23 protein-coding genes are annotated in these 21,672 nt (G+C 61.6%); 13 read left to right on the forward strand and 10 right to left on the reverse strand.

Annotation, left to right across the window (positions count from 1 at the left end; genetic code table 11):
* Window positions 1–21 precede the first annotated feature (21 nt).
* Window positions 22–804 carry a polysaccharide deacetylase family protein gene (locus AC1DTN_RS23870; protein WP_439014384.1) on the reverse strand — a complete coding sequence of 261 codons (783 nt, stop codon included), beginning with the start codon at window positions 802–804 and terminating at the stop codon, window positions 22–24.
* Window positions 805–965: 161 nt separating this feature from the next.
* Entirely contained in the window at window positions 966–1,358 is a 393-nt protein-coding gene (locus AC1DTN_RS23875; RefSeq protein ID WP_477922912.1) for a DUF930 domain-containing protein, read from the reverse strand.
* Window positions 1,359–1,589: 231 nt separating this feature from the next.
* On the opposite strand from AC1DTN_RS23875, the gene AC1DTN_RS23880 reads away from it, so the two are divergent.
* Window positions 1,590–3,698 (forward strand): S9 family peptidase, encoded by a 2,109-nt coding sequence (locus tag AC1DTN_RS23880; RefSeq protein ID WP_439014383.1) that lies wholly within the window; start codon window positions 1,590–1,592, stop codon window positions 3,696–3,698.
* A gap of 51 nt (window positions 3,699–3,749) precedes the next feature.
* Window positions 3,750–4,277 carry a DUF1697 domain-containing protein gene (locus AC1DTN_RS23885; protein ID WP_439014382.1) on the forward strand — a complete coding sequence of 176 codons (528 nt, stop codon included), beginning with the start codon at window positions 3,750–3,752 and terminating at the stop codon, window positions 4,275–4,277.
* Here AC1DTN_RS23885 and AC1DTN_RS23890 read toward each other — a convergent pair.
* Window positions 4,274–4,951: a TetR/AcrR family transcriptional regulator gene (locus AC1DTN_RS23890; RefSeq protein ID WP_113323227.1), complete on the reverse strand. Its 678-nt coding sequence runs from the start codon at window positions 4,949–4,951 to the stop codon at window positions 4,274–4,276. The two genes, AC1DTN_RS23885 and AC1DTN_RS23890, sit on opposite strands and share 4 nt — an antisense overlap.
* A 219-nt stretch (window positions 4,952–5,170) precedes the next feature.
* On the opposite strand from AC1DTN_RS23890, the gene AC1DTN_RS23895 reads away from it, so the two are divergent.
* Together AC1DTN_RS23895 and AC1DTN_RS23900 are read left to right on the forward strand one after the other, a co-directional pair.
* On the forward strand, window positions 5,171–6,118 hold the full coding sequence (locus AC1DTN_RS23895) for a homocysteine S-methyltransferase family protein (protein ID WP_439014381.1): 948 nt from the start codon (window positions 5,171–5,173) through the stop codon (window positions 6,116–6,118).
* Between the two features lie 18 nt (window positions 6,119–6,136).
* Complete coding sequence (locus AC1DTN_RS23900) at window positions 6,137–6,376, forward strand: hypothetical protein (protein ID WP_439014380.1); 240 nt, start codon at window positions 6,137–6,139, stop codon at window positions 6,374–6,376.
* A 16-nt stretch (window positions 6,377–6,392) separates the two neighbouring features.
* On the opposite strand, the gene AC1DTN_RS23905 is transcribed toward AC1DTN_RS23900, so the two are convergent.
* Window positions 6,393–7,847 (reverse strand): MDR family MFS transporter, encoded by a 1,455-nt coding sequence (locus AC1DTN_RS23905; RefSeq protein ID WP_439014379.1) that lies wholly within the window; start codon window positions 7,845–7,847, stop codon window positions 6,393–6,395.
* 261 nt (window positions 7,848–8,108) lie between these two features.
* Here AC1DTN_RS23905 and AC1DTN_RS23910 point away from each other — a divergent pair, with 261 nt between their 5' ends.
* The 3 genes from AC1DTN_RS23910 to AC1DTN_RS23920 all read left to right on the forward strand — a co-directional run bounded on the left by AC1DTN_RS23910 (window position 8,109) and on the right by AC1DTN_RS23920 (window position 12,656).
* A complete protein-coding gene (locus AC1DTN_RS23910; protein ID WP_439014378.1) occupies window positions 8,109–9,611 on the forward strand; it encodes a protein adenylyltransferase SelO in 1,503 nt (500 codons plus the stop codon).
* 44 nt (window positions 9,612–9,655) lie between these two features.
* The gene (locus AC1DTN_RS23915) at window positions 9,656–10,201 is read left to right on the forward strand and encodes a glutathione peroxidase (protein ID WP_439014377.1); all 546 of its coding nucleotides are present in this window, start codon (window positions 9,656–9,658) and stop codon (window positions 10,199–10,201) included.
* Between the two features lie 115 nt (window positions 10,202–10,316).
* Window positions 10,317–12,656, forward strand: a complete 2,340-nt coding sequence (locus AC1DTN_RS23920; protein WP_477922918.1) for a glucose/quinate/shikimate family membrane-bound PQQ-dependent dehydrogenase — start codon at window positions 10,317–10,319, stop codon at window positions 12,654–12,656.
* Between the two features lie 45 nt (window positions 12,657–12,701).
* On the opposite strand, the gene AC1DTN_RS23925 is transcribed toward AC1DTN_RS23920, so the two are convergent.
* Entirely contained in the window at window positions 12,702–13,385 is a 684-nt protein-coding gene (locus AC1DTN_RS23925) for a type 1 glutamine amidotransferase domain-containing protein (protein WP_439014375.1), read from the reverse strand.
* A gap of 127 nt (window positions 13,386–13,512) precedes the next feature.
* On the opposite strand from AC1DTN_RS23925, the gene AC1DTN_RS23930 reads away from it, so the two are divergent.
* Both AC1DTN_RS23930 and AC1DTN_RS23935 read left to right on the forward strand, forming a co-directional pair.
* Window positions 13,513–14,403 carry a LysR family transcriptional regulator gene (locus tag AC1DTN_RS23930; protein WP_310377985.1) on the forward strand — a complete coding sequence of 297 codons (891 nt, stop codon included), beginning with the start codon at window positions 13,513–13,515 and terminating at the stop codon, window positions 14,401–14,403.
* A 96-nt stretch (window positions 14,404–14,499) separates the two neighbouring features.
* Window positions 14,500–14,988, forward strand: a complete 489-nt coding sequence (locus AC1DTN_RS23935) for a hypothetical protein (RefSeq protein WP_439014374.1) — start codon at window positions 14,500–14,502, stop codon at window positions 14,986–14,988.
* Window positions 14,989–15,103: 115 nt separating this feature from the next.
* Here AC1DTN_RS23935 and bla read toward each other — a convergent pair whose 3' ends face one another.
* The 3 genes from bla to dmeR all read right to left on the reverse strand — a co-directional run bounded on the left by bla (window position 15,104) and on the right by dmeR (window position 17,315).
* Window positions 15,104–15,988 carry a class A beta-lactamase gene (gene bla, locus AC1DTN_RS23940; protein WP_439014373.1) on the reverse strand — a complete coding sequence of 295 codons (885 nt, stop codon included), beginning with the start codon at window positions 15,986–15,988 and terminating at the stop codon, window positions 15,104–15,106.
* Between the two features lie 71 nt (window positions 15,989–16,059).
* On the reverse strand, window positions 16,060–17,019 hold the full coding sequence (gene dmeF, locus AC1DTN_RS23945; protein WP_439014372.1) for a CDF family Co(II)/Ni(II) efflux transporter DmeF: 960 nt from the start codon (window positions 17,017–17,019) through the stop codon (window positions 16,060–16,062).
* Window positions 17,020–17,042: 23 nt separating this feature from the next.
* Window positions 17,043–17,315: a Ni(II)/Co(II)-sensing transcriptional repressor DmeR gene (gene dmeR, locus AC1DTN_RS23950; protein ID WP_007816163.1), complete on the reverse strand. Its 273-nt coding sequence runs from the start codon at window positions 17,313–17,315 to the stop codon at window positions 17,043–17,045.
* Window positions 17,316–17,429: 114 nt separating this feature from the next.
* Here dmeR and AC1DTN_RS23955 point away from each other — a divergent pair, with 114 nt between their 5' ends.
* The 4 genes from AC1DTN_RS23955 (at window position 17,430) to AC1DTN_RS23970 (ending at window position 20,298) form a co-directional block, all read left to right on the forward strand.
* Window positions 17,430–18,071 carry a MarR family winged helix-turn-helix transcriptional regulator gene (locus AC1DTN_RS23955; RefSeq protein ID WP_439014371.1) on the forward strand — a complete coding sequence of 214 codons (642 nt, stop codon included), beginning with the start codon at window positions 17,430–17,432 and terminating at the stop codon, window positions 18,069–18,071.
* Between the two features lie 41 nt (window positions 18,072–18,112).
* Window positions 18,113–18,979, forward strand: a complete 867-nt coding sequence (locus AC1DTN_RS23960) for a thioredoxin domain-containing protein (RefSeq protein WP_477922922.1) — start codon at window positions 18,113–18,115, stop codon at window positions 18,977–18,979.
* 205 nt (window positions 18,980–19,184) lie between these two features.
* Window positions 19,185–19,679, forward strand: coding sequence for a GNAT family N-acetyltransferase (locus AC1DTN_RS23965; protein ID WP_310378008.1), 495 nt, complete (start codon window positions 19,185–19,187; stop codon window positions 19,677–19,679).
* A gap of 40 nt (window positions 19,680–19,719) precedes the next feature.
* The gene (locus tag AC1DTN_RS23970; RefSeq protein ID WP_113323213.1) at window positions 19,720–20,298 is read left to right on the forward strand and encodes a type 1 glutamine amidotransferase family protein; all 579 of its coding nucleotides are present in this window, start codon (window positions 19,720–19,722) and stop codon (window positions 20,296–20,298) included.
* 19 nt (window positions 20,299–20,317) lie between these two features.
* On the opposite strand, the gene AC1DTN_RS23975 is transcribed toward AC1DTN_RS23970, so the two are convergent.
* Window positions 20,318–20,596 carry a hypothetical protein gene (locus tag AC1DTN_RS23975; protein WP_113323212.1) on the reverse strand — a complete coding sequence of 93 codons (279 nt, stop codon included), beginning with the start codon at window positions 20,594–20,596 and terminating at the stop codon, window positions 20,318–20,320.
* 39 nt (window positions 20,597–20,635) lie between these two features.
* Window positions 20,636–21,550: a cytochrome c gene (locus AC1DTN_RS23980; protein ID WP_113323211.1), complete on the reverse strand. Its 915-nt coding sequence runs from the start codon at window positions 21,548–21,550 to the stop codon at window positions 20,636–20,638.
* Between the last annotated feature and the right edge of the window lie 122 nt (window positions 21,551–21,672).

Consider the following 21,672-nt stretch of genomic DNA (forward strand, 5'->3'; position numbering starts at 1 on the left):
CACGCTTTTGCTGGAACTGCTCTACTCCGTCGTCTTGTCGTCGCCCGTATCGGCAACATCCTGCAGCCGGACGAACTCCGTACCCTTTGCCTTGAGATCGACGAGTGCCTTGGCGACACCCGCACCGGCCGCATGCGTCGGCTGGTTGATGTGGGAGATGACGACGTCGCCGTCCTTGGCCGAGGAAATGCGCTTTTCGGTGACCGCGGCACCGAGCAGCGAACCACCGTCGCCATTCACGGAATAACCGGCGATGCGGTAGCCCATGGCGCGGATCTGGCCGATGGCCGAGAGATCATACTTGGCGGTCGAGCCACGGAACCAGCGGGGCGCCGGAATGCCCGACGCGACCATCGCGGCGGCACCACCTTCCACTTCCTGCCTGACGGCATCGGGCGAGCCGGCAGATGCGATGCCATAGACCCGCACCGGCTTGTCGATTGCCGGGATATGCTTCTCGCCGTGATTTTCCAGTTCGAAGAGATCCGGGTTCTGCAGGAAGACGGCAACCGCCTTCGGATTGCGCTTCAGCCAGCGGGCGGTGACGAAGATCGTCGCCGGGATGCGCTCGTTGACCAGCGTCGAGACAATGCGCTCATCGGCCTCGCCCATGCAGGCATCGAAGGTCAGCGCAATGCGCGCGTGGCCTGATATGTTGGAACGGGCGATGTGCAGGTGCGGCTCTACCAGCTTGGGACCTGCCGCGACCGGCGGACGGGCAGGTGCGGCGGCGGGCGTTTCCGCGGCAAAAGCCGATGAGGCAGCGGCGAGCAGCAGTGCGTAGCCGAGAAGAAAGCGGTTCATGAACAATCAGATTCTGTTGATGTTTTAGCAGGGCTTAAAGCAAAACAGGGACCCGAGCCATGTGGCCTGATGCCGCCCGTCGAGGACGGCTCATGTCTCAATCTGCCCGCATTCCTGTGCCTGTCACGGGAATGCGGAAGAGCAAAGAAGAGGCCAAGGGCTCAATCATAGAGATAATATTTGGTCCACTTATCCTTCGGCACCTTGTCGCCGATCTTGTACTTCAGGTCGCGAACGTTGATGTGCTGCGGGCCGGTGATGCAGGTATAGGAGAGATGATACCAGTCGCCCTTACTGCGGAAGACGGCGCCCGGGGCTTCGAGGCGGTCATCGCTCGGGATCGGGTCCTTGAAGGTGTAGGCGATGACCTTGTCCGGCCGGAAGCCCGTGCCGTCACTGTTGAYGCGGCTCATGGCTTCCGTATCGCAGCTCTGCTCAAGGCGGGTGGCCGGATCGAGCTTTTCGAGCTGCTTCTTGATGGCGGGATCGACCGCAAGGGCGGACGAGGCGGCAAGGCCCGCGAGCGACATAAACAGGACCAGACGTTTCGGCATTACGGGGAAACCTTTACTGTTATGTATTCGTCACGCTGCCGCCGACCGCTTGCCGGGACCCGACGCTGGTGCAATTTTCGCGCAATGCCAGCGGACATTCTTAAACAATGTGGTGACATCAAGGCGACGCGCCGGTCATCTTGTCTCAATAAGGTTCACCGGCTGACGCTTGATCCTGACCTGCAGCACCTCTATCTCTTGCCCACCGACACCGCCCTTACGGAGCTTTCCTTGACCGCTTTCAAGAACCTGCCTGTCCCGCCCGCCGCTGAAAAAAGACCCGTCTCCGACACGCGCCACGGCATCACGCGGACCGACGATTATGCCTGGCTGCGGGCCGACAACTGGCAGGCCATGTTCAAGGATCCCTCCATCCTCGACCCCGATATCCGCGCCCATCTGGAAGCCGAAAACGGCTACATGAATGCGGCCATGGAAGACACCAAGCCGCTGCAGAAGACGCTGTTTGCCGAGATGCGCGGCCGCATCAAGGAAGACGACAGCTCAGTACCGATGAAGGATGGGACCTATGCCTACGGCACCTCCTTTGTCACCGGCGGCGAGCAGCCGCGCTATTTCCGCATTCCGCGCGATGGCAACGTAAAGGACGAGACGATCCGCATCATCCTTCTCGACGGCGACAAGGAAGCCGCCGGCAAGGCTTATTTCCGGCTCGCCGGCCTCGACCATTGCACGGACCACAGCCGCGGCATCTGGGGCTATGACGACAAGGGCTCGGAATTCTTCACGCTGAGGGTTCGTGATCTGGCGACCGGCGAAGACCTGTCCGACGTGCTCGAGAATACCGGCGGCGGCGGGGTCTGGGCGCCTGACGGCAGGAGCTTCTTCTATTCGGCGCTTGACGAGAACCACCGCCCCTCGAAGGTTTTTCACCACATTCTCGGCACGCCGCAGAGCGACGACCGTCTGGTCTACGAGGAAGAGGACGCCGGCTTCTTCATGGGCGTCGGCGGTTCGCTGCTCGACGACTTCATCTATATCGATATCCACGACCATGAAACGAGCGAATACCGGCTGCTTTCGACCAAGGACCTGACGGCCGAGCCGAAGCTGGTGGCGGTGCGCGAGGAAGGCATCGAATATTCGCTGACAGAGGGCGGCGACGTCTTCTACATCCTCACCAATGACGGCGGCGCCAAGGATTTCAAGATCATGGAAGCGCCGGTTGAAAAGCCGGGCAAGGAAAACTGGCGCGAGGTCGTACCGCACAAGCCGGGCACGCTCATCATCAGCCACATGGCATATGCTCGCCATCTCCTGTGGCTCGAGCGCAAGGACGGCCTGCCGCAGATCATGATCCGCGACCGCCGCACCGGCGAAGAACATGCAATCGCCTTCGACGAGGAAGCCTATTCGCTCGGCCTTTCGGGTGCCGCCGAATACGACACCGACGTCATCCGCTTCTCGTATTCCTCGATGACGACGCCCTCGCAGCTTTATGACTACAACATGGTCACCCGCGAGCGCACGCTGCTCAAGACGCAGGAAGTACCATCGGGCCATAATCCTGACGACTACGTCACTCGCCGCGTCTTCGCGCCGGCATGGGATGGGGAGAAAGTGCCGGTCACCCTGCTCTATCGCAAGGATACGCCGCTCGATGGTTCCGCGCCCTGCCTGCTCTACGGATACGGCGCCTATGGCATCACCATTCCGGCCGGCTTCAACACCAATTGCCTGTCGCTTGCCGATCGCGGCTTCGTCTATGCCATCGCCCATATCCGCGGCGGCAAGGACAGGGGCTTTGCCTGGTACGAAGACGGCAAGATGGACAAGAAGACCAACACCTTCAAGGACTTCATCGCTGCCGCTGATTATCTGAATCAGGAGAAGTTCACGTCTTACGCGAACATCATCGCCGAGGGCGGATCGGCCGGCGGCATGCTGATGGGGGCGGTCGCCAACATGGCACCGGAGAAATTCGCCGGTCTCATCGCCGCCGTTCCCTTCGTCGACGTCCTGAACACCATGCTCGATGACACACTGCCGCTCACCCCGCCGGAATGGCCGGAATGGGGCAACCCGATCGAGAGCCGCGAAGAATACGAGCAGATCGCCGCCTATTCGCCCTATGACAATGTCGGCGCGAAACCCTACCCGCCGATCCTGGCGCTCGGTGGCCTGACCGACCCGCGCGTCACCTATTGGGAGCCGGCGAAGTGGGTCGCCAAGCTGCGCGACAAGACGACAGGCAATGCGCCCATCCTGCTGAAGACCAATATGGATGCCGGCCACGGCGGCGCCTCCGGGCGCTTCCAGCGGCTCGAAGAGATCGCGTTCGAATATGCGTTTGCGGTCAAGGTGGCAGGCAAGATGTAGGAGCCGAATGTGGCGTGCCCTGCGCACGCCACGCAGTCAAGGGAGGGAGAAATGGCCGTCTATATCGCGCTGCTGAGAGCCGTGAATGTCGGCGGCACGAGCTCCCTGCCGATGGCGGAGCTGAAGGCGATATGCGAGGGGCTCGGCTTTTCCGATGTGAAGACCTACATCCAGAGCGGCAACGTCCTGTTCCGCTCTGATGAGGCCGAAAAGGCAGTCGAGGAGAAGCTCGACAACGCGCTGGGCAAGAAATTGGGCAAGAGGCCGGGCGTGATGGTGCGCAGCCGCAAGGAACTTGACGGCATCATCGCCCACGCGCCCTTCCCCAAGGCCAAACCCAATTTTCTGCTGGTCTATTTCCTGCCGGAAGCAGCACCTAAAGATGCCTTGGACAAGATGGCGGCGCCCGATGGCGAGGAAGCAAAGCTGGCCGGGCGCGAGATCTATGTGCACTATCCCATCGGCTCCGGCCGATCGAAGCTGAAGCTGCCGGCGCTGAAGGCGGGTACCTCCCGCAATCTCAACACCGTGCGCAAGCTCGCCGACTTGGCAGCTGAGCTGGAAGACGGCAAAACCTAAAGTCCGCCACTCCTCACCGTGCCGTAGATCTGGTCGTGCCTGACGGCAACGAGCGGCGACTCGATGGCCGGCAGGAAGAGCATCCTTACGAAGATGCGCAGCATCAGCACCTGTTCGGCGAGCGTATTCGGCTCCTTCAGCGTCTTTGAGAGAACGATACCGCCTTCGAGCACCGAAGAGACCATATCGGCGAGCTGGTCGACATCCACGGGCTCGCGTGGCGTATAGACGGCCATGATCTCGCGGAACATGCGGCCGAAGCGGCGACGCCAGGCGAGTACGGCATTGCGGTTAGTCTCCTGGATCTCGCGGTCGAAGAGCCGCTCGTAGTAGCAGACAGTCGCCACCAGGCAGCCCGGATGGCCGTTCGGCAGGTCGGCCACCAGTTCGGAGAGCAGCTTCAAGCCAAGCAGAAAGGACTGCAGCGGATCATCCATCAGATCGCGCGCGCGGCTGAAGATCTCGTCATAGATGCGTTCGTCGTTCTCGATGTAGCGGTTGAGCAGCGCTTTCGCGAGCTCGTTCTTGTCCTTGAAGTGGTAAAAGAAGCCGCTCTTGGTGATGCCCGTCTCGACGATCAGTTCCTCAATGGACGTGCCGCCGAAACCCTTCTGCAAGACCGCTGCTTCTGCCACATCAAGGATGCGATTCCGCGTTTCCTCGCCCTTTCGCATGTTCCCCTCCTGTACCCGCGGTACAGTTTTCTGCGCAGCAAGATCGGGCCTGGCTCCGCCCCCGGCAGCATTGGCCCATGCAAGGGATTGATTTCAATCCGCAAAATTCGAAACCCGCAGTAGTATACCGCAAGTCGCCTAGTTTGGCATCAGATTAAGCGGCAGAACATCACCATCGACGGCAGCCATTACTGGCGCCGCGACAGGAGAGGTTTCACAATGGCAAAGTACAGGCATGGGCTGCCGCAGCTAAAGGGCGGCACCTTCATTAGCGATGGCGGCATGGAAACCACGATGATCTTCCACGACGGCATCGAGCTTCCGCATTTCGCCTCCTTCGTATTGCTGGCTTCTGAGGACGGACGGGAGCGCACGAAGAATTACTATCGCCGCTATCTGGATATCGCCCGGCGGCACGGAACGGGTTTCGTGCTCGACACCGCCACATGGCGTGCCAATCCCGACTGGGGCCAGAAGCTCAACTATACGACCGAGGCGCTGCAAGCGGCAAACGAGCAAGCCGTCGAGCTTCTCGTGGGCTTACGCCACGCCTATGAGCGGCCGGAGCAGCCAATCGTCATCAGCGGCGCTATCGGCCCGCGCGGCGACGGCTACAAGGCGGGCGTGATGAGCGCCGACGAGGCGGAGGACTACCACGCCTTCCAGATCGAGACCTTCGCCGGCACGGAGGCCGATATGGTCGCCGCCTTCACGCTGACCAACATCGACGAGGCAATCGGCATTGCGCGTGCAGCCAAAACGCTCGGCATGCCCTGCGCGATCTCCTTCACGCTGGAGACTGACGGCAGGCTGGTGACCGGCCGCAGCATTCAGGACGCGATCGAAACGACGGATGCGGCGACCGGCGGATCGCCGGCCTATTACATGATCAATTGCGCCCACCCGACGCATTTCGAAGGGGCGCTCGATCACGGCAGCGCCTGGGTGAAGCGCATTTCCGGCATCCGCGCCAATGCCTCGACCATGAGCCATGAGCAACTCGATAACAGCGAGGTGCTGGATGCGGGGGATCCTGCCGATCTCGGCCGACGCTACCGCGAACTCCTTCGCCGCATGCCGCAGGTGCGGGTGCTCGGCGGCTGCTGCGGCACCGACCACCGCCATGTTGCGGCGATCTGCGAGGCCTGCCTGCCGCAGGCGGCGTGACGGGGCGAGCGGAAGGGCATGATTGTGACGATGGTGGGGGCAATGACGCGCCAGCGCAGCTGGCGTGATCTGTGGTTTGCGATCACAGGGCGGCAGACGCAAGCCGAACCGGAGGCGGTTGTGGAGGTGGCATTGCAGGATATGGATCTTGCAGCTTTCGAGGACCTCGACAGCCGCATGGCCTACGGGCTTCAGGCGGACCAACGCAAGGGGCGTCCATCGTGGCGCCGGCGATTGCGGAAGCCTATCGGCCTCTAACGAAGAGGAAGGCGCCTCAGCTTCCGGCTGCGGCGCCTTTTGTCTGCTTGGCCTTATAGCCGCTGATCTCTTCGCCTGCGGTCGGTGAGAAGCGCAGGTTCCAGATGGTGGCGCTAATCGAAATGATCGCAACCACGATGAAGGCGGTGGAGAAATCACCAAGCTCGGGCGTTTCGACACCGTTGAAGGCCATGGAGGCATGCAGCGCCAGTGCACCGATGCAGATGCCGAGCGAGAGCATCAGCTGCTGGAAGGTAGTGTAGAAGCTCGTTGCCGAGCTCATCCGATCCTGGCTGATCTCATCATAGGCGATGGTGTTGTAGGCCGTGAACTGGAACGACATGAAGAAGGCGCTGAGCACCAGCGCGATGAAGATCAGCGGCATCGGCCAGTCCGGCCGGAAGGCGGCGCAGAGACCATAACCGATCGTGCCGAGAATGCCGTTGATAATAAGGCTTCGGCGGAAACCGACGCGGCGGAAGACGGCCTTTGCCAGAGGCTTCATGAACAACGCACCGAGTGCCGTGGAAATGACGATCTGGCCGGCGGCAGCTGCCGAAAGGCCGAAGCCGATCTGGAAGAGCAGCGGCAGCAGGAAGGGCTGTGCGCCCTGCGTGATGCGCGTCAGCGAACCGGCGATGACCGAGGTGCCGAAGCTTGGCACCTTCATCAGCGAGAAATCCATGATCGGGGCCGGATGCTTGCGAGCATGGCGCAGATAAGCAATGCCGAAGAGCAGGCCGATGGCGATGAGGAAGATCGAGAACGAGCCCTGCCCTTCATGGCTAGACAATTCGAAGCCGAAAAGCATCGAGCCGAGCGAGATACCAGAGAGGATGAAGCCGAGCGTATCGAAGGGGCCGGCCGCCTTGCCCTTCACTTCGTCGATATAAATCGACACGAAGATCATGCCGATGATGCCGATCGGCACGTTGATGTAGAAGATCCAGCGCCAATCGAGATAGGTGACGATGAAGCCACCGAGCGGCGGGCCGACGATCGGGCCGATCAGCGCCGGCACCAAAAGCCAGGACATGGCGCTGACCATATCCTTGCGGTCGACACTGCGCATCAGCACCAGACGGCCAACGGGCATCATCATGGCACCGCCAATGCCCTGCAGCAGGCGGGCGAGCACGAGGAACGGCAAGGTCGGCGCGAAGGCACAGAGGATGGAGCCGATCACGAAAACGGCGATCGCAGAGCGGAAGACGGTGCGCGAACCGAAACTGTCTGCCATGCGGCCGCTGGCGGGAATGAAGATCGCCAGACTGAGCAGATAGGAGGTCAGGGCGATCGACATGGCCGGGGCGTCGACGCCGAAATCGCGCGCCATCGTCGGCAGTGCGGTCGCCAGCACGGTTGCGTCGACATTTTCCATGAGCATGGCACTCGCGACAATCATCGCGATCACCCGGAAATTGGGTGCTGCGCGCCGAACCATCGGCGCATGATAAATCTGATCCGACATCGTCAGGGATCACTCGCAAAGGCGCAGCGGAGCACACGGGGCGACAGGGCCGCGGGGGATGACATGGCAAAACTGCCAAGAGGAGATGATTTTGCTATACGCCTGCAATCATGGCGGCGCTATGTCTTTTATGGCACATCTGCTTTGCCGAGAGGTAAAGGCAGATCACCATTCCTTGCACTTTTTTGCCCTTCGTGAAGGGAATGGTTTCGGGGCCAAAATCGGCTTGCGTGACCGCACCTGCGGCCCTACCTATTAGTCATGACCTCCGCCCTGCAGAAAAAACGGCCGGATACGGCCTTCAGCTTCGACAACAGCTATGTGCGGTTGCCGCAGCGCTTCTTCGCTACGCAAGTGCCGACACAGGTAGCGGAGCCCTGGCTGATCAAGCTCAACGAGCCGCTCGCGGAAGAACTGGGGCTCGATGTCGATATTTTGAAGCGCGATGGCGCTGCGATCTTTTCCGGCAATCTCGTGCCCGAAGGCGCCGAACCGCTGGCGATGGCCTATGCCGGCCACCAGTTCGGCCACTTCGTGCCGCTGCTCGGCGACGGGCGGGCGATCCTGCTCGGCGAAGTGATCGACCGTAGCGGCGAGCGCCGCGACATTCAGCTCAAGGGTGCGGGACAGACGCCCTTTTCCCGCCGTGGTGACGGGCGGGCGGCGCTTGGCCCAGTCTTGCGCGAATATATCATCAGCGAGGCGATGTTTGCGCTCGGCATTCCCGCCACGCGGGCGCTTGCTGCCGTGTTGACAGGCGAAGGCGTGCGGCGTGAGGAGATATTGCCGGGCGCCGTCTTTACGCGCGTCGCGGCAAGCCATATCCGCGTCGGCACCTTCCAGTATCTTGCCGCTGGTGGTGACGAGGATGGCATCAAGGCGCTCGCCGATCATGTCATCGAACGGCACTATCCCGAGCTGAAGGCGGCGGAGAATCCTTATCTCGCGCTCTACGAATCTGTCTGCGACCGGCAGGCGGCGCTGATCGCGCGCTGGCTGCAGGTCGGCTTCATCCATGGTGTGATGAATACCGACAATATGACGATCTCGGGCGAGACGATCGATTTCGGTCCCTGCGCCTTCATGGATATCTATGATCCGATGAAGGTCTTCTCGTCGATCGACCAGCACGGGCGCTACGCCTATGCCAATCAGCCGGGTATCGGGCAATGGAACCTGGCACGGCTCGGCGAAGCGCTGCTGCCGCTGATCGATGCCGACAAGGACAAGGCGATCGAGCATGCCAATGCCATCATCAAGGCCTATGGCGAGCGTTTCCACGCCTTCTGGCTGCAGTGCATGCGCGGCAAAATTGGCCTGAGCGCAGCTGAGGATGACGATCTGGAACTGATCCAGTCGTTACTGGCGCTGATGCAGGCTGAGAACGCGGATTTCACGTTGACCTTCCGGCGGCTTTCAATCCTGGCAGGCGATGAGACGGCGGAGGCTGTCTTCGCCTCGAGTTTCCGGGAGCCGACTGCCACTGCCGAATGGCTGACGCGCTGGCGCGAACGGCTTTCGCGCGATCCGCAGACGCCCAGTGATCGGGCTGCCGCGATGAAGCAGGTCAACCCGGCCTTCATTCCGCGCAACCATCGGGTCGAGCAGGCGATCGAGGCGGCCGTTCAGGACGGCGATTTCTCGCTGTTCGAGGCGCTGCTGACAGTTCTTTCGCACCCCTATGACGAGCAGCCAACATTTGCGGCCTATATGGACCCGCCGAAGCCCGAAGAGCGGGTGCTCCAGACCTTCTGCGGAACCTGATTTCCGACAAGTCGATATCAACTGGGTCATACTAAAGGGAGATAATGATGACTGATCTTCTCGATATTCCGGTCAAGACCGTTCAGGGGCGCGAGACGACGCTCAACGAATATCGCGGCCAGGTGCTGCTTATCGTCAACGTCGCCTCCAAATGCGGCCTGACGGTGCAGTATGAAGGGCTTGAAAAGCTCTATGCCGACAAGCGCGAGAGAGGCTTCGTCATCGCCGGCTTCCCGGCCAATAACTTCAAAGGCCAGGAACCGGGGACGGACGCGGAAATCCTCGATTTCTGCACCAGCACTTTCGGCGTCGATTTCCCGATGTACTCCAAGATTTCCGTCAAGGGGCCGGACAAACATCCGCTCTATAAGAACCTGACAAGCTCCACCGTGGAAACGACTGGGGAAGGACCGATGCGCGAACGGCTGAAGGGCGCCGGTCTCGCCTCCGACGACAACGAAATCCTCTGGAACTTCGAAAAATTCCTCGTCGGCCGCAACGGCAAGGTCGTTGCCCGTTTCGCCCCCGACGTGACGGCTGACGATAACCGCCTCGTCTCGGCGATCGACCGCGAGCTTGCAAAAGCCTGACACCGCGACCGCTGCCAATTGTGGCGGTTGAAAGGTAAGCCTCCCGCTCTATCTGTCTGATCGGCGTATATTTTTCGCCATTCTCCGATCCGGCTAACCAGCGGGAGACTGCCTTATGGCAATCGTCATTACCTCCATCCTCTTCATCATTTTTGGACTGGCGCTGGGCACCGGCGGGCTTTGGCTCGTCACGCTCGGCGGCAGCATCTTCTATCTCTTCGCGGGGCTGATGTTCCTGCTGACGGCAGGCCTGCTTCTCATGCGTAAGGCCGTGGCGCTCTGGGTCTATGCGGTGCTCGTGGTCGTTGCACTCGCCTGGGCGATCTGGGAGGTGGGGTTCGACTGGTGGCAGCTTGGTCCCCGCGGCGGCCTCATCATCCTCTTCGGGATCTGGCTGCTGACGCCCTGGATCCGCCGGCCGCTCGGCTTTCGCAGCCCGACCGGCACTTATTACGGCGCCAATCCCTGGCCGCTCGCCATTCCGGTCATCGCTGCCATCATCGTCGCTGCCTATTCGATAACGACGGATCCGCATGATCTCGCGGGCGATCTGCCGATACAGACGGTTGCCACAACGCCAGCCTTCGGCGGCAATGTGCCCGATAGCGAATGGCACCAATATGGCCGCACGCCCTATGGCCAGCGCTATTCGCCGCTCGACCAGATCACTGCACAGAATGTCTCCACCCTGAAAGAGGCCTGGCGCTACCAGACCGGCGACGTGAAGCGGCCTGACGATGTCGGGGAAACGACCTATCAGGTGACGCCACTGAAGGTGGGCGACACGCTCTATCTCTGCACGCCGCACAACTGGGCGATCGCGCTCGATGCCAAGACCGGCCAGCAGAAATGGAAATATGACGCCAATTCCGGCATGAACCCGGACCGGCAACACCAGACCTGCCGTGGCGTCACCTATTACAGCGATGAGGCCACGCCGGCCGGCCAGCCCTGCAAGGAGCGCGTCTACCTGCCGACTTCGGATGCACGGCTGATCGCGCTCGATGCGACCAACGGGCAGGTCTGCACCAGTTTTGCCGAACAGGGCGTGCTGCAGCTACAGGCCGGCATGCAGTATAATCCGGCCGGTTATTATTACTCCACCTCGCCGCCGGTCGCTGTTGCGGGCAAGATCATCATCGGCGGGGCGGTCAACGATAATTATTCGACGAAAGAACAGTCCGGCGTCATCCGCGCCTATGACATCAACAGCGGCGCGCTGATCTGGAACTGGGACTCCGGCAATCCGGACCAGACGACGCCGCTGCCCGAGGGGCAGCATTACACGACGAATTCGCCGAACAGCTGGTCGGTCTTCAGCGTCGATGACCAACTCGGCATGGTCTATATCCCGCTCGGCAATCAGGTGCCGGACCAGCTCGGCATGAACCGCAGCGCCGATGTCGAGAAATTCTCCTCTTCGGTCGTGGCGCTCGACATCAATACAGGCCAGCTGCGCTGGGTGCAGCAATTCGTCCACCACGATCTCTGGGACATGGACGTCCCTGCCCAACCGGTGCTGCTTGATCTGACGAAACAGGACGGAACGGCGGTGCCGGCGCTGGTGGCATCCACCAAGCAGGGCGATATCTACGTGCTCGACCGGCGCACCGGCCAGCCGATCATTCCCTTCAAGGAAATCCCGGCGCCTGGTGGCGCTATCCCGGAGGATCACACGGCGCCGACGCAGCCAATCTCCGATCTCACCTTCTCGCCGGAGCCACTGCAGGAAAAGGATATGTGGGGTGTCTCGCTGTTCGACCAGCTTGCCTGCCGCATCGAATTCCACCGCTACAAATATGAGGGCCGCTACACGCCGCCGTCGCTGCGGGGAACGATCGTCTATCCCGGCAATTTCGGCACCTTCAACTGGGGCTCCGTCGCTGTCGACCCCGAGCGGCAGGTTATGTTCGGCATGCCGACCTACCTCGCCTTCACCTTGCGCCTGGTGCCGGCCGCCGATATTCCGCCGCGCGGGCAGGATGAGAAGGGAAGCGAACAGGGCCTCAACCGCAATGACGGCGCGCCCTACGGTGTGTTCATGGGTCCGTTCCTCGGGCCGTTGCAGATCCCTTGCCAGGCGCCGCCATGGGGCTATGTCGCTGGCGTGGATCTGCGCACGGGCCGCATCGCCTATATGCACAAGAACGGGACGGTGCACGACATGACGCCGCTGCCTCTTCCCTTCAAGGTTGGCGTGCCCGGCATCGGCGGGCCGATGGTGACCAAGGGCGGCGTCGCCTTCCTGGGTGCTGCCGTCGACAACTATCTGCGCGCCTATGACGTGACGAACGGACGCCAGCTCTGGGAAGCACGTCTTCCGGCCGGCGGACAGGCAACGCCGATGACCTATACGACCGATGACAACAAGCAATATGTCGTCATGGTCGCCGGCGGGCATGGTTCTGTTGGCACCAAGCCGGGCGATTATGTGATCGCCTACACGCTACCATAACGACTGGACCGGCCCGCTGATATTGGGCCGGTGCTCTGGCAACTGTCAGGCGGTGAGCAGGTCGCGGATCGCCTCGCCGACACCGGTAGCAGATTGCGGGTTCTGGCCTGTAACGAGCCTGCCATCAACCACGACCTTGGCATTCCAATCCGGCGCCGGATGATGGCTGGCGCCGCGTTCGATGAGCGTGCTGGCGAGCAGGAACGGAACCGTCTTGTCGAGACCGACCGCCCGCTCCTCGGAATCCGTGAAGGCACTGACGTTGCGTCCGGAAACGAGATAGCTGCCGTCGCTGAGCTTGACGTTTACCAGCGCTGCCGGACCGTGGCAGACCGCCGCGACGATGCCGCCGGTTTCGAAGATCTTCTGCGTAACGTCAAGCACAGCAGGGCTTTCCGGCAGATCCCACATGGCGCCGTGGCCGCCAGCAAAGAAGATCGCCGAATAGTTGATAGGATCGATATCAACGAGCTTTGCCGTGCCGCGGATCGCATGGCGAAATGTCTCGTCGTTCCAGTAACGGGCATTCGTCGCATCCTCGAGATCGAGGCCATCGACCGGCGGTTCCCCGCCCTCGATCGAGGCAAACTCGACCTTGATGCCGGCCGCATCGAGGACAGCCAGCGGGTGTGTTACTTCACCGAGGTAGAAGCCGGTCGGCTGACCGCTGTCGCCTTTGACGCCATGGCTGGTCAGAACGAAGAGTACGGGCTTTGTTGCGGATGTCATCGCTTTCTCCTGATGTTTGATCGGCTTGCGAAAGCCGTGATGCATTCGATGACAAAGGTTTATTATCTCCTTCAGAGAGGATAAAGCAGCACCGGTGGAAATCATCTGTTCTTAAAAGGTTATAATCATGCGGCGTTTCGATCATCTCGGCGATGTGGAAGCCTTCGTCACCGTGGTGGAAAAAGGCTCGATCAGCGGTGGCGCGATCGCGCTTGCAACCACGCCTTCGGTGCTCAGTCGGGCGATCACGCGGCTGGAGACGCGGCTTGGTGCGCAGCTCATGCGGCGCACGACGCGGCGGCTCAGCCTCACCGAGGCCGGCCGCGCTTATCTGGAGCAGACGCGAGCGGCCTTCTCGCTGATCGAAGATGCCGAGCGCGCCATTCAGGGACAGGACGGAGCGCTTAGCGGCCGCGTTCGTCTCAGCGTTTCCACCACCTATGGCCATTTCCGGCTTCCGGAGAAACTGACGCGCTTCTGTGCTGCCCATCCGCATGTGCATGTCGAAGTCAGCATCACCAACCGAAATGTCGATCTGGTCGCCGAAGGCTACGATCTGGCAATCCGCCTCGGGCCGCTGCCGGACAGCGGGCTTGTCGGCCGCAAGCTGGAAGACGCGCCGCTGCGGCTCGTCGCTTCGCCTGATTATCTCAAGCGCACGGGCACGCCCCGGACGATCGAAGACCTGGCAGGCTACAGATGCCTGCCGTTTTTCATGCCGAGCACCGGCAGGCCGGCGCCATGGCTGTTTCGAATCGATGGCGCGGAGACGGACTGGACGCCGGAGGGGACGATCGAGATCCACGACGATGTGCTGGGCGTCGTATCACTGGCCGAAGCCGGCATGGGCATCTGCCAGAGCTACGACTTCATCGTTCGCGACAGGATCGATCGCGGCAGCCTGATCGAGATTCTCCCTGACATCAGCGGGCGCTCGCGCCCTTTTTCGCTGGTCTACGCGCCGCATCGCCGTCTCTCGGCCGCGACGAGGACGATGATCGATTTCCTGCTGGATTAAGCGGTGGCCAAAGATTTGCTCGCCCTCTGGCAGAGACGCAAGCCTCAGACAGGCTCCGGGGAGAATGGTGCAGCCGGTTTTTCAGGGGGATTTTTCATGGAAATCGGTAGCAACCTCTCAATTTACTCTGGCCTCGGCTCGCTCTTCGAGCAGGGCAAATCCAAGAACAAGCAGACCGAGGAATTTGGCGGCAGCACGCGCAACCAGTCCGGCGCCGGCCTGCAGCCGAGCACCACCCCGCCGTCCATCGCCAATACGATGTGGGCGGTGCAGGCCGGCAACGAGACCTATATCAACCAACCCTCTGATGCAGAAATGGAAGCCAAGGCAGCACATAAGAGCCTGGTCGACGAATTCTCCGACTGGAGCAGCATGACGCCGGAAGAATTCATCCGCGCCCGCTATCTGGCAGCCCATAATCTCACCGAAGACGATCTGAAGGCGATGCCTGCCGACGAGCGCGCGGCGATAGAGAAGGAAATCGCCGAGCAGATCAAGCGCGAGCTCGCCGGCATCGAAGGCGGTGGAGACGGCACCACTGATCCTGCGACTGCGCAGGCAAGCAATACGAAGTCCACCGACTAGGCCGAAAACGGCTGATAGTTGCCGATCGATCACCTAAATCTTTCGAAAGCCGCAGGCCGCGAACCGGGCTGCGGTTTTTTCGTTGAGTCCGACCGACCGCGACGCTGTTGGCGGCCTACACCATCTCAGTGATCATCTTGCCGATTTCGGCGAAGACGGGATTGAATTCGTCCATCTTGACCGTCGTTTCCGCCATATAGACGGCGGCGACGATGGGGCCGCGCTTCGGCGGCCAGATGATGGCGATATCACCGGCCGAACCGTTGTCGCCTGTTCCAGTCTTGTCGCCGATCTTCCAGTCGCTGGGCAGGCCTGCGCGCAGGCGCGCGCCGCCGGTCGTGTTTGCAATCATCCAGTCGACCAGCTGATTTGCAGAGGTTTCTGCCAGAACCGAGCCGAGAGCGATATTGCCGAGTGAATCGAGCATTGCATCCGGCGTCGTGGTGTCGCGCGGATCGCCTTTCGCGGCCTCGTTCAGTGCGGTTTCCATGCGGTCGAGTCTTGTCGTGCCGTCGCCGATCGAGCGCAGCCAGTCGGTAAGTGCAGCCGGGCCGCCGAAACTTTCCAGCATCAGATTACCGGCAGTGTTGTCGCTCAGTGTAATGCCGGCCTTGCAGATCTCGGCCATCGTCATGCCGTCGCCGCCCGCATGCTTTTCGGTCTCGGGGGAATAGGTGACAAGCTTTTCCTTGCCGTATTTGACGGGCCGGTCGAGGCTCTCATCGCCCTTGTCGACACGGGCAAGAACGAGGCCGGCGGCCAGAACCTTGAAGGTGCTGCACATGGCGAAGGGCTCGCTGCCGCGATAGCCGAAGGAAACATTCGTGTCGCTGTCGAGAACGGAGACCCCGAGACGCCCGCCAATGCGCGCTTCCAGTGCTGCAAGCCGCTTGTCGATATCGGCGTCYTGCTGCTCAGCGCGTGCGAGAGGGGCAAAGCCCAATGCAGGCAGCAGCAAGGCGGAGCCCATGAAGCTGCGGCGGGTGAGGCTGTGATTCATGAAGACCTCCGGGGAATCAGGATCACAGGCGTAAGGCCCGATTGCGGCGGCATCTCGGCTTTTTGGCGGGATCAGGCAGCGTGCGTGACCTCCACCGTCACATGCGACAACTCGTCCAGGCTCGCGAGCCTCTCCTTGTAGAAAGCGGTGTCGCGCAGCTGTGGTGTCATTACGGCGACGATCGCTGCATGGTGGCCGGGACCGACCTGCCAGACATGCAGATCGGTGATGCTGTCGCCGTCTCCTTCGATTGCGCCGCGGATCTCATCCGGCAGCGTCTCACCCTCGGAGAGCACATCAAGCAGCACAGCTCCGGACGATTTCATCAGACCCCAGGACCATTGCGCAATGATGAGAGCGCCGACAATGCCCATCAGAGGATCGAGCCAGAGCCAGCCATAAAGGCTACCGAAGGTGAGCGCGGCGATGGCGAGCACCGAGGTCAGCGCGTCGGCGATGACGTGCATATAGGCGGAGCGGATATTGTTATCCGCATGACCATGGTGATCATGGCCATGGGCATGATGATGATCGTGATGGTGATCATGCCCGTGACCGTGATGGTGGTGGTCGTGGCCGCCACCGCTGAGGAGCCAGGCACTGACGAGGTTGACGGCAAGGCCGATGACGGCGACGGCAATCGCCTGGCTGAAGCTGATCGGCACGGGCGATGTGATGCGCAGGAAACTTTCCCACCCCATCAGCAGCGCGATCATTGCCAGAATGATGGCACTCGCGAAACCGGCTAGATCGCCGAGCTTGCCGGTGCCGAACGTGAAGCGCGGGTTGCGGGCCTGCTTGCGGGCGAAGAGATAGGCGAGCGCAGAGATGAGCAGCGCACTGGCATGGGTGGACATATGCCAGCCATCGGCCACCAGGGCCATCGAGCCGTAAATGGTGCCGGCGCCGATTTCGACGACCATCATGACCGCCGTCAGCGCGATCACCAGCCAGATGCGGTGTTCGTTCCGGGCATGGTCCTGCCCCAGGAAGATATGCTCATGTCCATGGGTATTCGTTCCGGCACTCATCGCCAGCTCCTTATCGATCCGGTTCAGCGGATATAGGTTCGCAAGACTTCCGATATTTCTTCGACTGCCTCCGCCCTCGCCTTCTCGTCGGCGGCATGCAGCACATGTTCGTGCAAATGGTCGTCCAGCACCTCGCCCGTCAGCCCCGTCAGCGCGCCGCGCACGGAGGCGAGAAGCTGGAGGATCTCGCCACAGGGACGCTCGCCCTCCAGCGCGCGCTCGACCGCCTCGAGCTGGCCACGGATGCGACTGACACGGGCGATGAGTTTCTTCTTCTGATGGGTCGTATGGGACATGGCAGTCTCTAATGTAGGATAGGGGGGTACCCTATATTACCCTCCCGAAAAACGAAAGCGGCAATACAGCGCAATTGTCCTTGAAATTACATAGGACTCCTATATATTACGTGCATGGAAACGCCTAAAGACCCCACATCGATCGACAACCGCATCAGCGAAGGCCTGTCGCGCATCGCAATCGCAATGCGCAGCGACGAATGGTCGAAGGCCGAAAAGGCCGGGCTGAAGCCGACGCAGCTTGCGATCCTCGAATTTCTCGCCGGTCGCAATGGCGCACGGGTGAAGGAGATTGCGGCGCATCTCGGCGTCTCGCAGCCGACGGCGACGGATTCGATTGCGGCACTGGAGCGCAAGGGGCTCGTCGCCAAGGCGAGCGCTCCCGACGACAAGCGCGCCACCGCGATCCGCATCACGGTCGAGGGAACGGCAGCGCTCGGCTCCGTTTCGCCGATCGAAACGGCGGCGATGGAGGCCGCCCGTTCGCTCTCCGCGAGCGAACAGGAGAGCCTGCTGCTGTCACTCGTCAAGATGATCCGGCATCTGCAGGAGGCAAACGCCATACCGATCCAGCGGATGTGCACGAGCTGTCGCTACTTCCGCCCCTACCAGCATTCTGGTGCTGCCAAACCGCACCACTGCAATTTCGTGAACGCGGCCTTCGGCAGGAATGAACTGCGCATCGACTGCCGTGACCATGAAACCGCCGATCCGGCAACCCGGGCTGCCACCTGGGACGCCTTTGAAAAAGGATAGGCGCACTCTCCAGGCAACCTAGAAAGAGAAGGAAGTCCAAAATGTTAAGGCAGTTGATCACCGGCGCAGCCATCGCCGGAACGCTGTCGCTTTGGCTCGGCTCAGCCGTGGCCCATCCCGTCACGGCCGAGCCGTCGAAGAGCGTGAGGGCCTCGTTCGACATCATTGAAACGCAGATTGTCACCAAGGGCGACAAGGCGATTTTCACAACCCGCGTGCCCGGTCCGTCGACTGCCATCGCCGGACCGGCTCTTTCCTCTCTCCAGGCAAATAGAGAAAGAAAACGCCAGGCAGGATTATCCCATTGCGCCCCGGATGCAACTGATGATGCGAAGGCCTGCCCAACGACCAAGGATTTCGACATGTCCGATCTGACACTCGCACCGGAACTTTCCGTCAGCGAATGGTTCAACACGCCTCAACCGCTCTCCATCGCCGGATTGCGTGGCAAGGTGATTTACCTGCACAGCTTCCAGCTGCTCTGCCCCGGCTGCGTGGCCGAAAGCCTGCCGCAAGTGCGCCGCATCGAGCGCATCTTCGCCAACACGGATCTTCAAGTCATCGGCTTGCACACGGTCTTCGAGCATCACGAAGCGATGACACCAACCGTGCTCAGGGCTTTCATCCATGAATATCGGCTGACCGCGCCAATCGGTGTCGATCAGGCGGACGGGCGTTCCGACATACCGGTGACGATGCGCCGCTATGGTTTCAGGGGAACGCCCTCCTCGGTCCTGATCGGCCGCGATGGTGCTATCCTGCATCATGCCTTCGGGGTCGAAGACGATATCGCTCTCGGCACGCGCATCGGCATGGCGCTGGCGGCACCCATTCCAGCGGCGGCGCCCAGTGACAAGGCTGAAGGCTGCGCGGCAGGTGTCTGTGCCATACCCGCCAGTGCGGCCTGATTGGCCTGCATCTGCCATTGACAAACGGGCGGTTTCGGAGAATGTATGGCGCATGATCAAGAACGCGCACCATAACCGCTCGTATTTTTGGCTGTACCTGTAAAGGGCGGCCGAGACAGATCATAATGTCAACAAGCCGCCGTCAGGCGGCTTTGTTGTATCAGCAGCGTCCTGGCGGCATAAACTCAAAAAGGACGCGAAGACCATGCTTGAAATCGAAGACAGCGAAATATCGCTCATGCGACCGCCGGTCGTGACGATCCGCGCCGCCAAACCCCGCGACATATCCGAACTCCACCAAATGATCGGCCTGCTTGCCGCCCATCACGGCGACATCTCGGCTTCCACACCTGCACAGCTCGAACGCGATCTCTTCGGCCCGACGCCGTGGATTTCGGCCCTCGTCGCTGATGGTAGCGACGGGCTGATCGGCTACGCCATCCTCGTTCCACTCTACAGGGCGCAGGAGGGCAAGCGCGGCATGGATCTGCATCACCTCTTCGTACGCGATGGCCATCGCGGCCATGGCACAGGCCAGCTTCTCGTCGACCGCGCCCGCGAAACGGCACGTATTGCGGGCTGCGATTACCTCTCCGTCAGCGCTGCGACCGGCAATCTCAAGGCGCACCGATTCTACGAACAGATGGATTTCACCCCTCGCCCGGTCACCGGCATGCGCTATATGCAGGCTTTGTCGTAAGTGGCTACAGCCGCTCGGCCATCTTGCAAGGGAGGAAAGCATGACCCGACTGGCGGTGGTTCTGACCGAAGGCTTCGCGGACTGGGAAGTGGGGCAGCTTGCTGCCTCCGCCCGCACCCATTTCGGTTTCGATGTGGTGACGGCAAGTCCCGGCGGCGCGGAAGTGCGCTCCATGGGCGGCATGCGAGTGGCACCCGATGCGGTAGCCGAGAACCTGCATGGCGACGCCTTCGATGCGCTGGTCATCTGCGGCGGCACCATCTGGGAGACAGAAAAGACGCCCGACCTTTCGCCCGTGATCAACGACTTCATCGCACGCGGCAAGCTCACCGCTGCGATCTGCGGCGGGACGCTGGCGTTGGCGCGTGCCGGTGCTCTCGACCAGGTTGCCCATACCAGCAACGCCCCCGATCTCCTCGCCGGCGCCGAGGGCTATCATGGCCAAGCGCATTACCGTGAGGGACCGCAGGCAGTTCGCTCCGGCATGATCGTCACTGCGCCGGGTTCGGCGCCGATTACCTTTACGGCAGAGATCTACCGGGCACTCGGCTTCGGCAGCGAAGAGCTCGACACCTATGTGCAGATCTTTGGTGCGGAGCATCAGCCGAAGGCGGCCTGAGCGCTAGCAAGCATGCCAATCATTTGAGCCGTCGAGCCTCTTTCGGGAGGCTGTCTCCGGGCGCCACCTCATGCACCGGGCGGCTCGCCCATTGGTGAAGCGCCCTCTTTACAAACAAAAAGGCCGCAGCCCTTGCCTGCGCCAGATCGCCGGGATCATCGAGGCGGCTCGCGATTTTTGCTTCCATGACAGCAAGTGTGTCGGAAAACCAGCGCGCAAGAACGGCATTGCGCGCGGCAAGCCGGTCCTGCATGCGAGCAATCGCAGCGTCTGTTTCCTCAAGGGTCGGGTGCTTCATGGTGGCAGTGTGGCTTGCGGCGCTTGCCCCAGGCAGACGCTACTTGCTCGGCACGGCCTTCAAATAGGCTGCGATCGCTTCGATATCGGACTGCGGCAGATGGGCGATGTTCTGCTGCACGTCGACCATCTGGCCACCGGCGGAGTCGAAATCCGGGGTGAAGCCAGTCTGAAGGTAGTTGGTTATGTCGGCCTCGCTCCAGGAGCCGACGCTCTTCGAGCCCGGCGTGATATCGGGTATGCGGCCCTTGCCTTCCGGGTTCGGCGCGCCGGCGAGCCACTGATCGCGGACGAAGCCGCCGAGGAAATCGCGTGGGGTGTGGCATTCGCCGCAATGGCCGAGGCCCTCGACCAGATACTGGCCGCGCTTGAGCTTGTCGTCGGCATTGGCGAGCACGACGCGCGGCTGGTCGTTGAAATAGAGGAGTTTCCAGCCACCGAGCGCCAGGCGGATGTTGAACGGGAACGGCAGTTCATGTGGCGGTGCGACGTTGCTGCTCTTCGGCAGCGTTTTCAGATAGGCGAAGAGATCGTTGACGTCCTTGTCGCTCATGCGCGTATAGGAGCCGTAGGGGAAGGACGGGTAGAGATGCTGCCCATTGGGGCCGACGCCGCGCTTCATGGCATTGCCGAACTGGGCCAGCGTCCAGCGGCCGATCCCGGCCTGTTCATCCGGAGAAATGTTGGGCACATGGAAGGTGCCGAAGGGGCTCGTCAGGGCGAGACCGCCGGTCAGCGTCAGCTTCGCATCGTCTTTCGCACCGGGCGCGGCATGACAGCTGACGCAGCCGCCGGCCCAGAACACCTTCTCGCCATTCGCAACGTCGGGCGCGCCGAGATTGGCCCAATGGCTTTCCGGCAGCGGATCGGGCGCGGTGATAAAGTAGAAGGCTGCGCCGCCGATCACGACGATGCCGATGAGACAGAGCACAAAGCGGATGAACCTGCGGACCATGCGCCGCCTCTCCTTACTGTCGATATCAAGGGACATTCCCGGGTTTGCCGGCCCCGGCCCCGCTGCCGGGGAGAATAAGGCGATCCGCACCGGCGGCAAGGGCCGATGCGGATCGCGAGATC

It is taken from the genome of Rhizobium sp. 01T444 (assembly GCF_056398305.1).

Excerpts from the sequence above, each read along its gene's own strand:
- AC1DTN_RS23935 (WP_439014374.1), top strand. The coding sequence starts at position 14,500 with ATGGAAATCGGTAGCAACCTCTCAATTTACTCTGGCCTCGGCTCGCTC.
- AC1DTN_RS23925 (WP_439014375.1), bottom strand. The coding sequence starts at position 13,385 with ATGACATCCGCAACAAAGCCCGTACTCTTCGTTCTGACCAGCCATGGC.
- AC1DTN_RS23870 (WP_439014384.1), bottom strand. The coding sequence starts at position 804 with ATGAACCGCTTTCTTCTCGGCTACGCACTGCTGCTCGCCGCTGCCTCA.
- AC1DTN_RS23915 (WP_439014377.1), top strand. The coding sequence starts at position 9,656 with ATGATGACTGATCTTCTCGATATTCCGGTCAAGACCGTTCAGGGGCGC.
- AC1DTN_RS23980 (WP_113323211.1), bottom strand. The coding sequence starts at position 21,550 with ATGGTCCGCAGGTTCATCCGCTTTGTGCTCTGTCTCATCGGCATCGTC.
- AC1DTN_RS23920 (WP_477922918.1), top strand. The coding sequence starts at position 10,317 with ATGGCAATCGTCATTACCTCCATCCTCTTCATCATTTTTGGACTGGCG.
- AC1DTN_RS23890 (WP_113323227.1), bottom strand. The coding sequence starts at position 4,951 with ATGCGAAAGGGCGAGGAAACGCGGAATCGCATCCTTGATGTGGCAGAA.
- AC1DTN_RS23960 (WP_477922922.1), top strand. The coding sequence starts at position 18,113 with ATGTTAAGGCAGTTGATCACCGGCGCAGCCATCGCCGGAACGCTGTCG.
- AC1DTN_RS23930 (WP_310377985.1), top strand. The coding sequence starts at position 13,513 with ATGCGGCGTTTCGATCATCTCGGCGATGTGGAAGCCTTCGTCACCGTG.
- dmeR (WP_007816163.1), bottom strand. The coding sequence starts at position 17,315 with ATGTCCCATACGACCCATCAGAAGAAGAAACTCATCGCCCGTGTCAGT.
- AC1DTN_RS23970 (WP_113323213.1), top strand. The coding sequence starts at position 19,720 with ATGACCCGACTGGCGGTGGTTCTGACCGAAGGCTTCGCGGACTGGGAA.
- AC1DTN_RS23965 (WP_310378008.1), top strand. The coding sequence starts at position 19,185 with ATGCTTGAAATCGAAGACAGCGAAATATCGCTCATGCGACCGCCGGTC.
- dmeF (WP_439014372.1), bottom strand. The coding sequence starts at position 17,019 with ATGAGTGCCGGAACGAATACCCATGGACATGAGCATATCTTCCTGGGG.
- AC1DTN_RS23885 (WP_439014382.1), top strand. The coding sequence starts at position 3,750 with ATGGCCGTCTATATCGCGCTGCTGAGAGCCGTGAATGTCGGCGGCACG.
- AC1DTN_RS23910 (WP_439014378.1), top strand. The coding sequence starts at position 8,109 with ATGACCTCCGCCCTGCAGAAAAAACGGCCGGATACGGCCTTCAGCTTC.
- AC1DTN_RS23955 (WP_439014371.1), top strand. The coding sequence starts at position 17,430 with ATGGAAACGCCTAAAGACCCCACATCGATCGACAACCGCATCAGCGAA.
- AC1DTN_RS23905 (WP_439014379.1), bottom strand. The coding sequence starts at position 7,847 with ATGTCGGATCAGATTTATCATGCGCCGATGGTTCGGCGCGCAGCACCC.
- AC1DTN_RS23895 (WP_439014381.1), top strand. The coding sequence starts at position 5,171 with ATGGCAAAGTACAGGCATGGGCTGCCGCAGCTAAAGGGCGGCACCTTC.
- AC1DTN_RS23900 (WP_439014380.1), top strand. The coding sequence starts at position 6,137 with ATGATTGTGACGATGGTGGGGGCAATGACGCGCCAGCGCAGCTGGCGT.
- AC1DTN_RS23975 (WP_113323212.1), bottom strand. The coding sequence starts at position 20,596 with ATGAAGCACCCGACCCTTGAGGAAACAGACGCTGCGATTGCTCGCATG.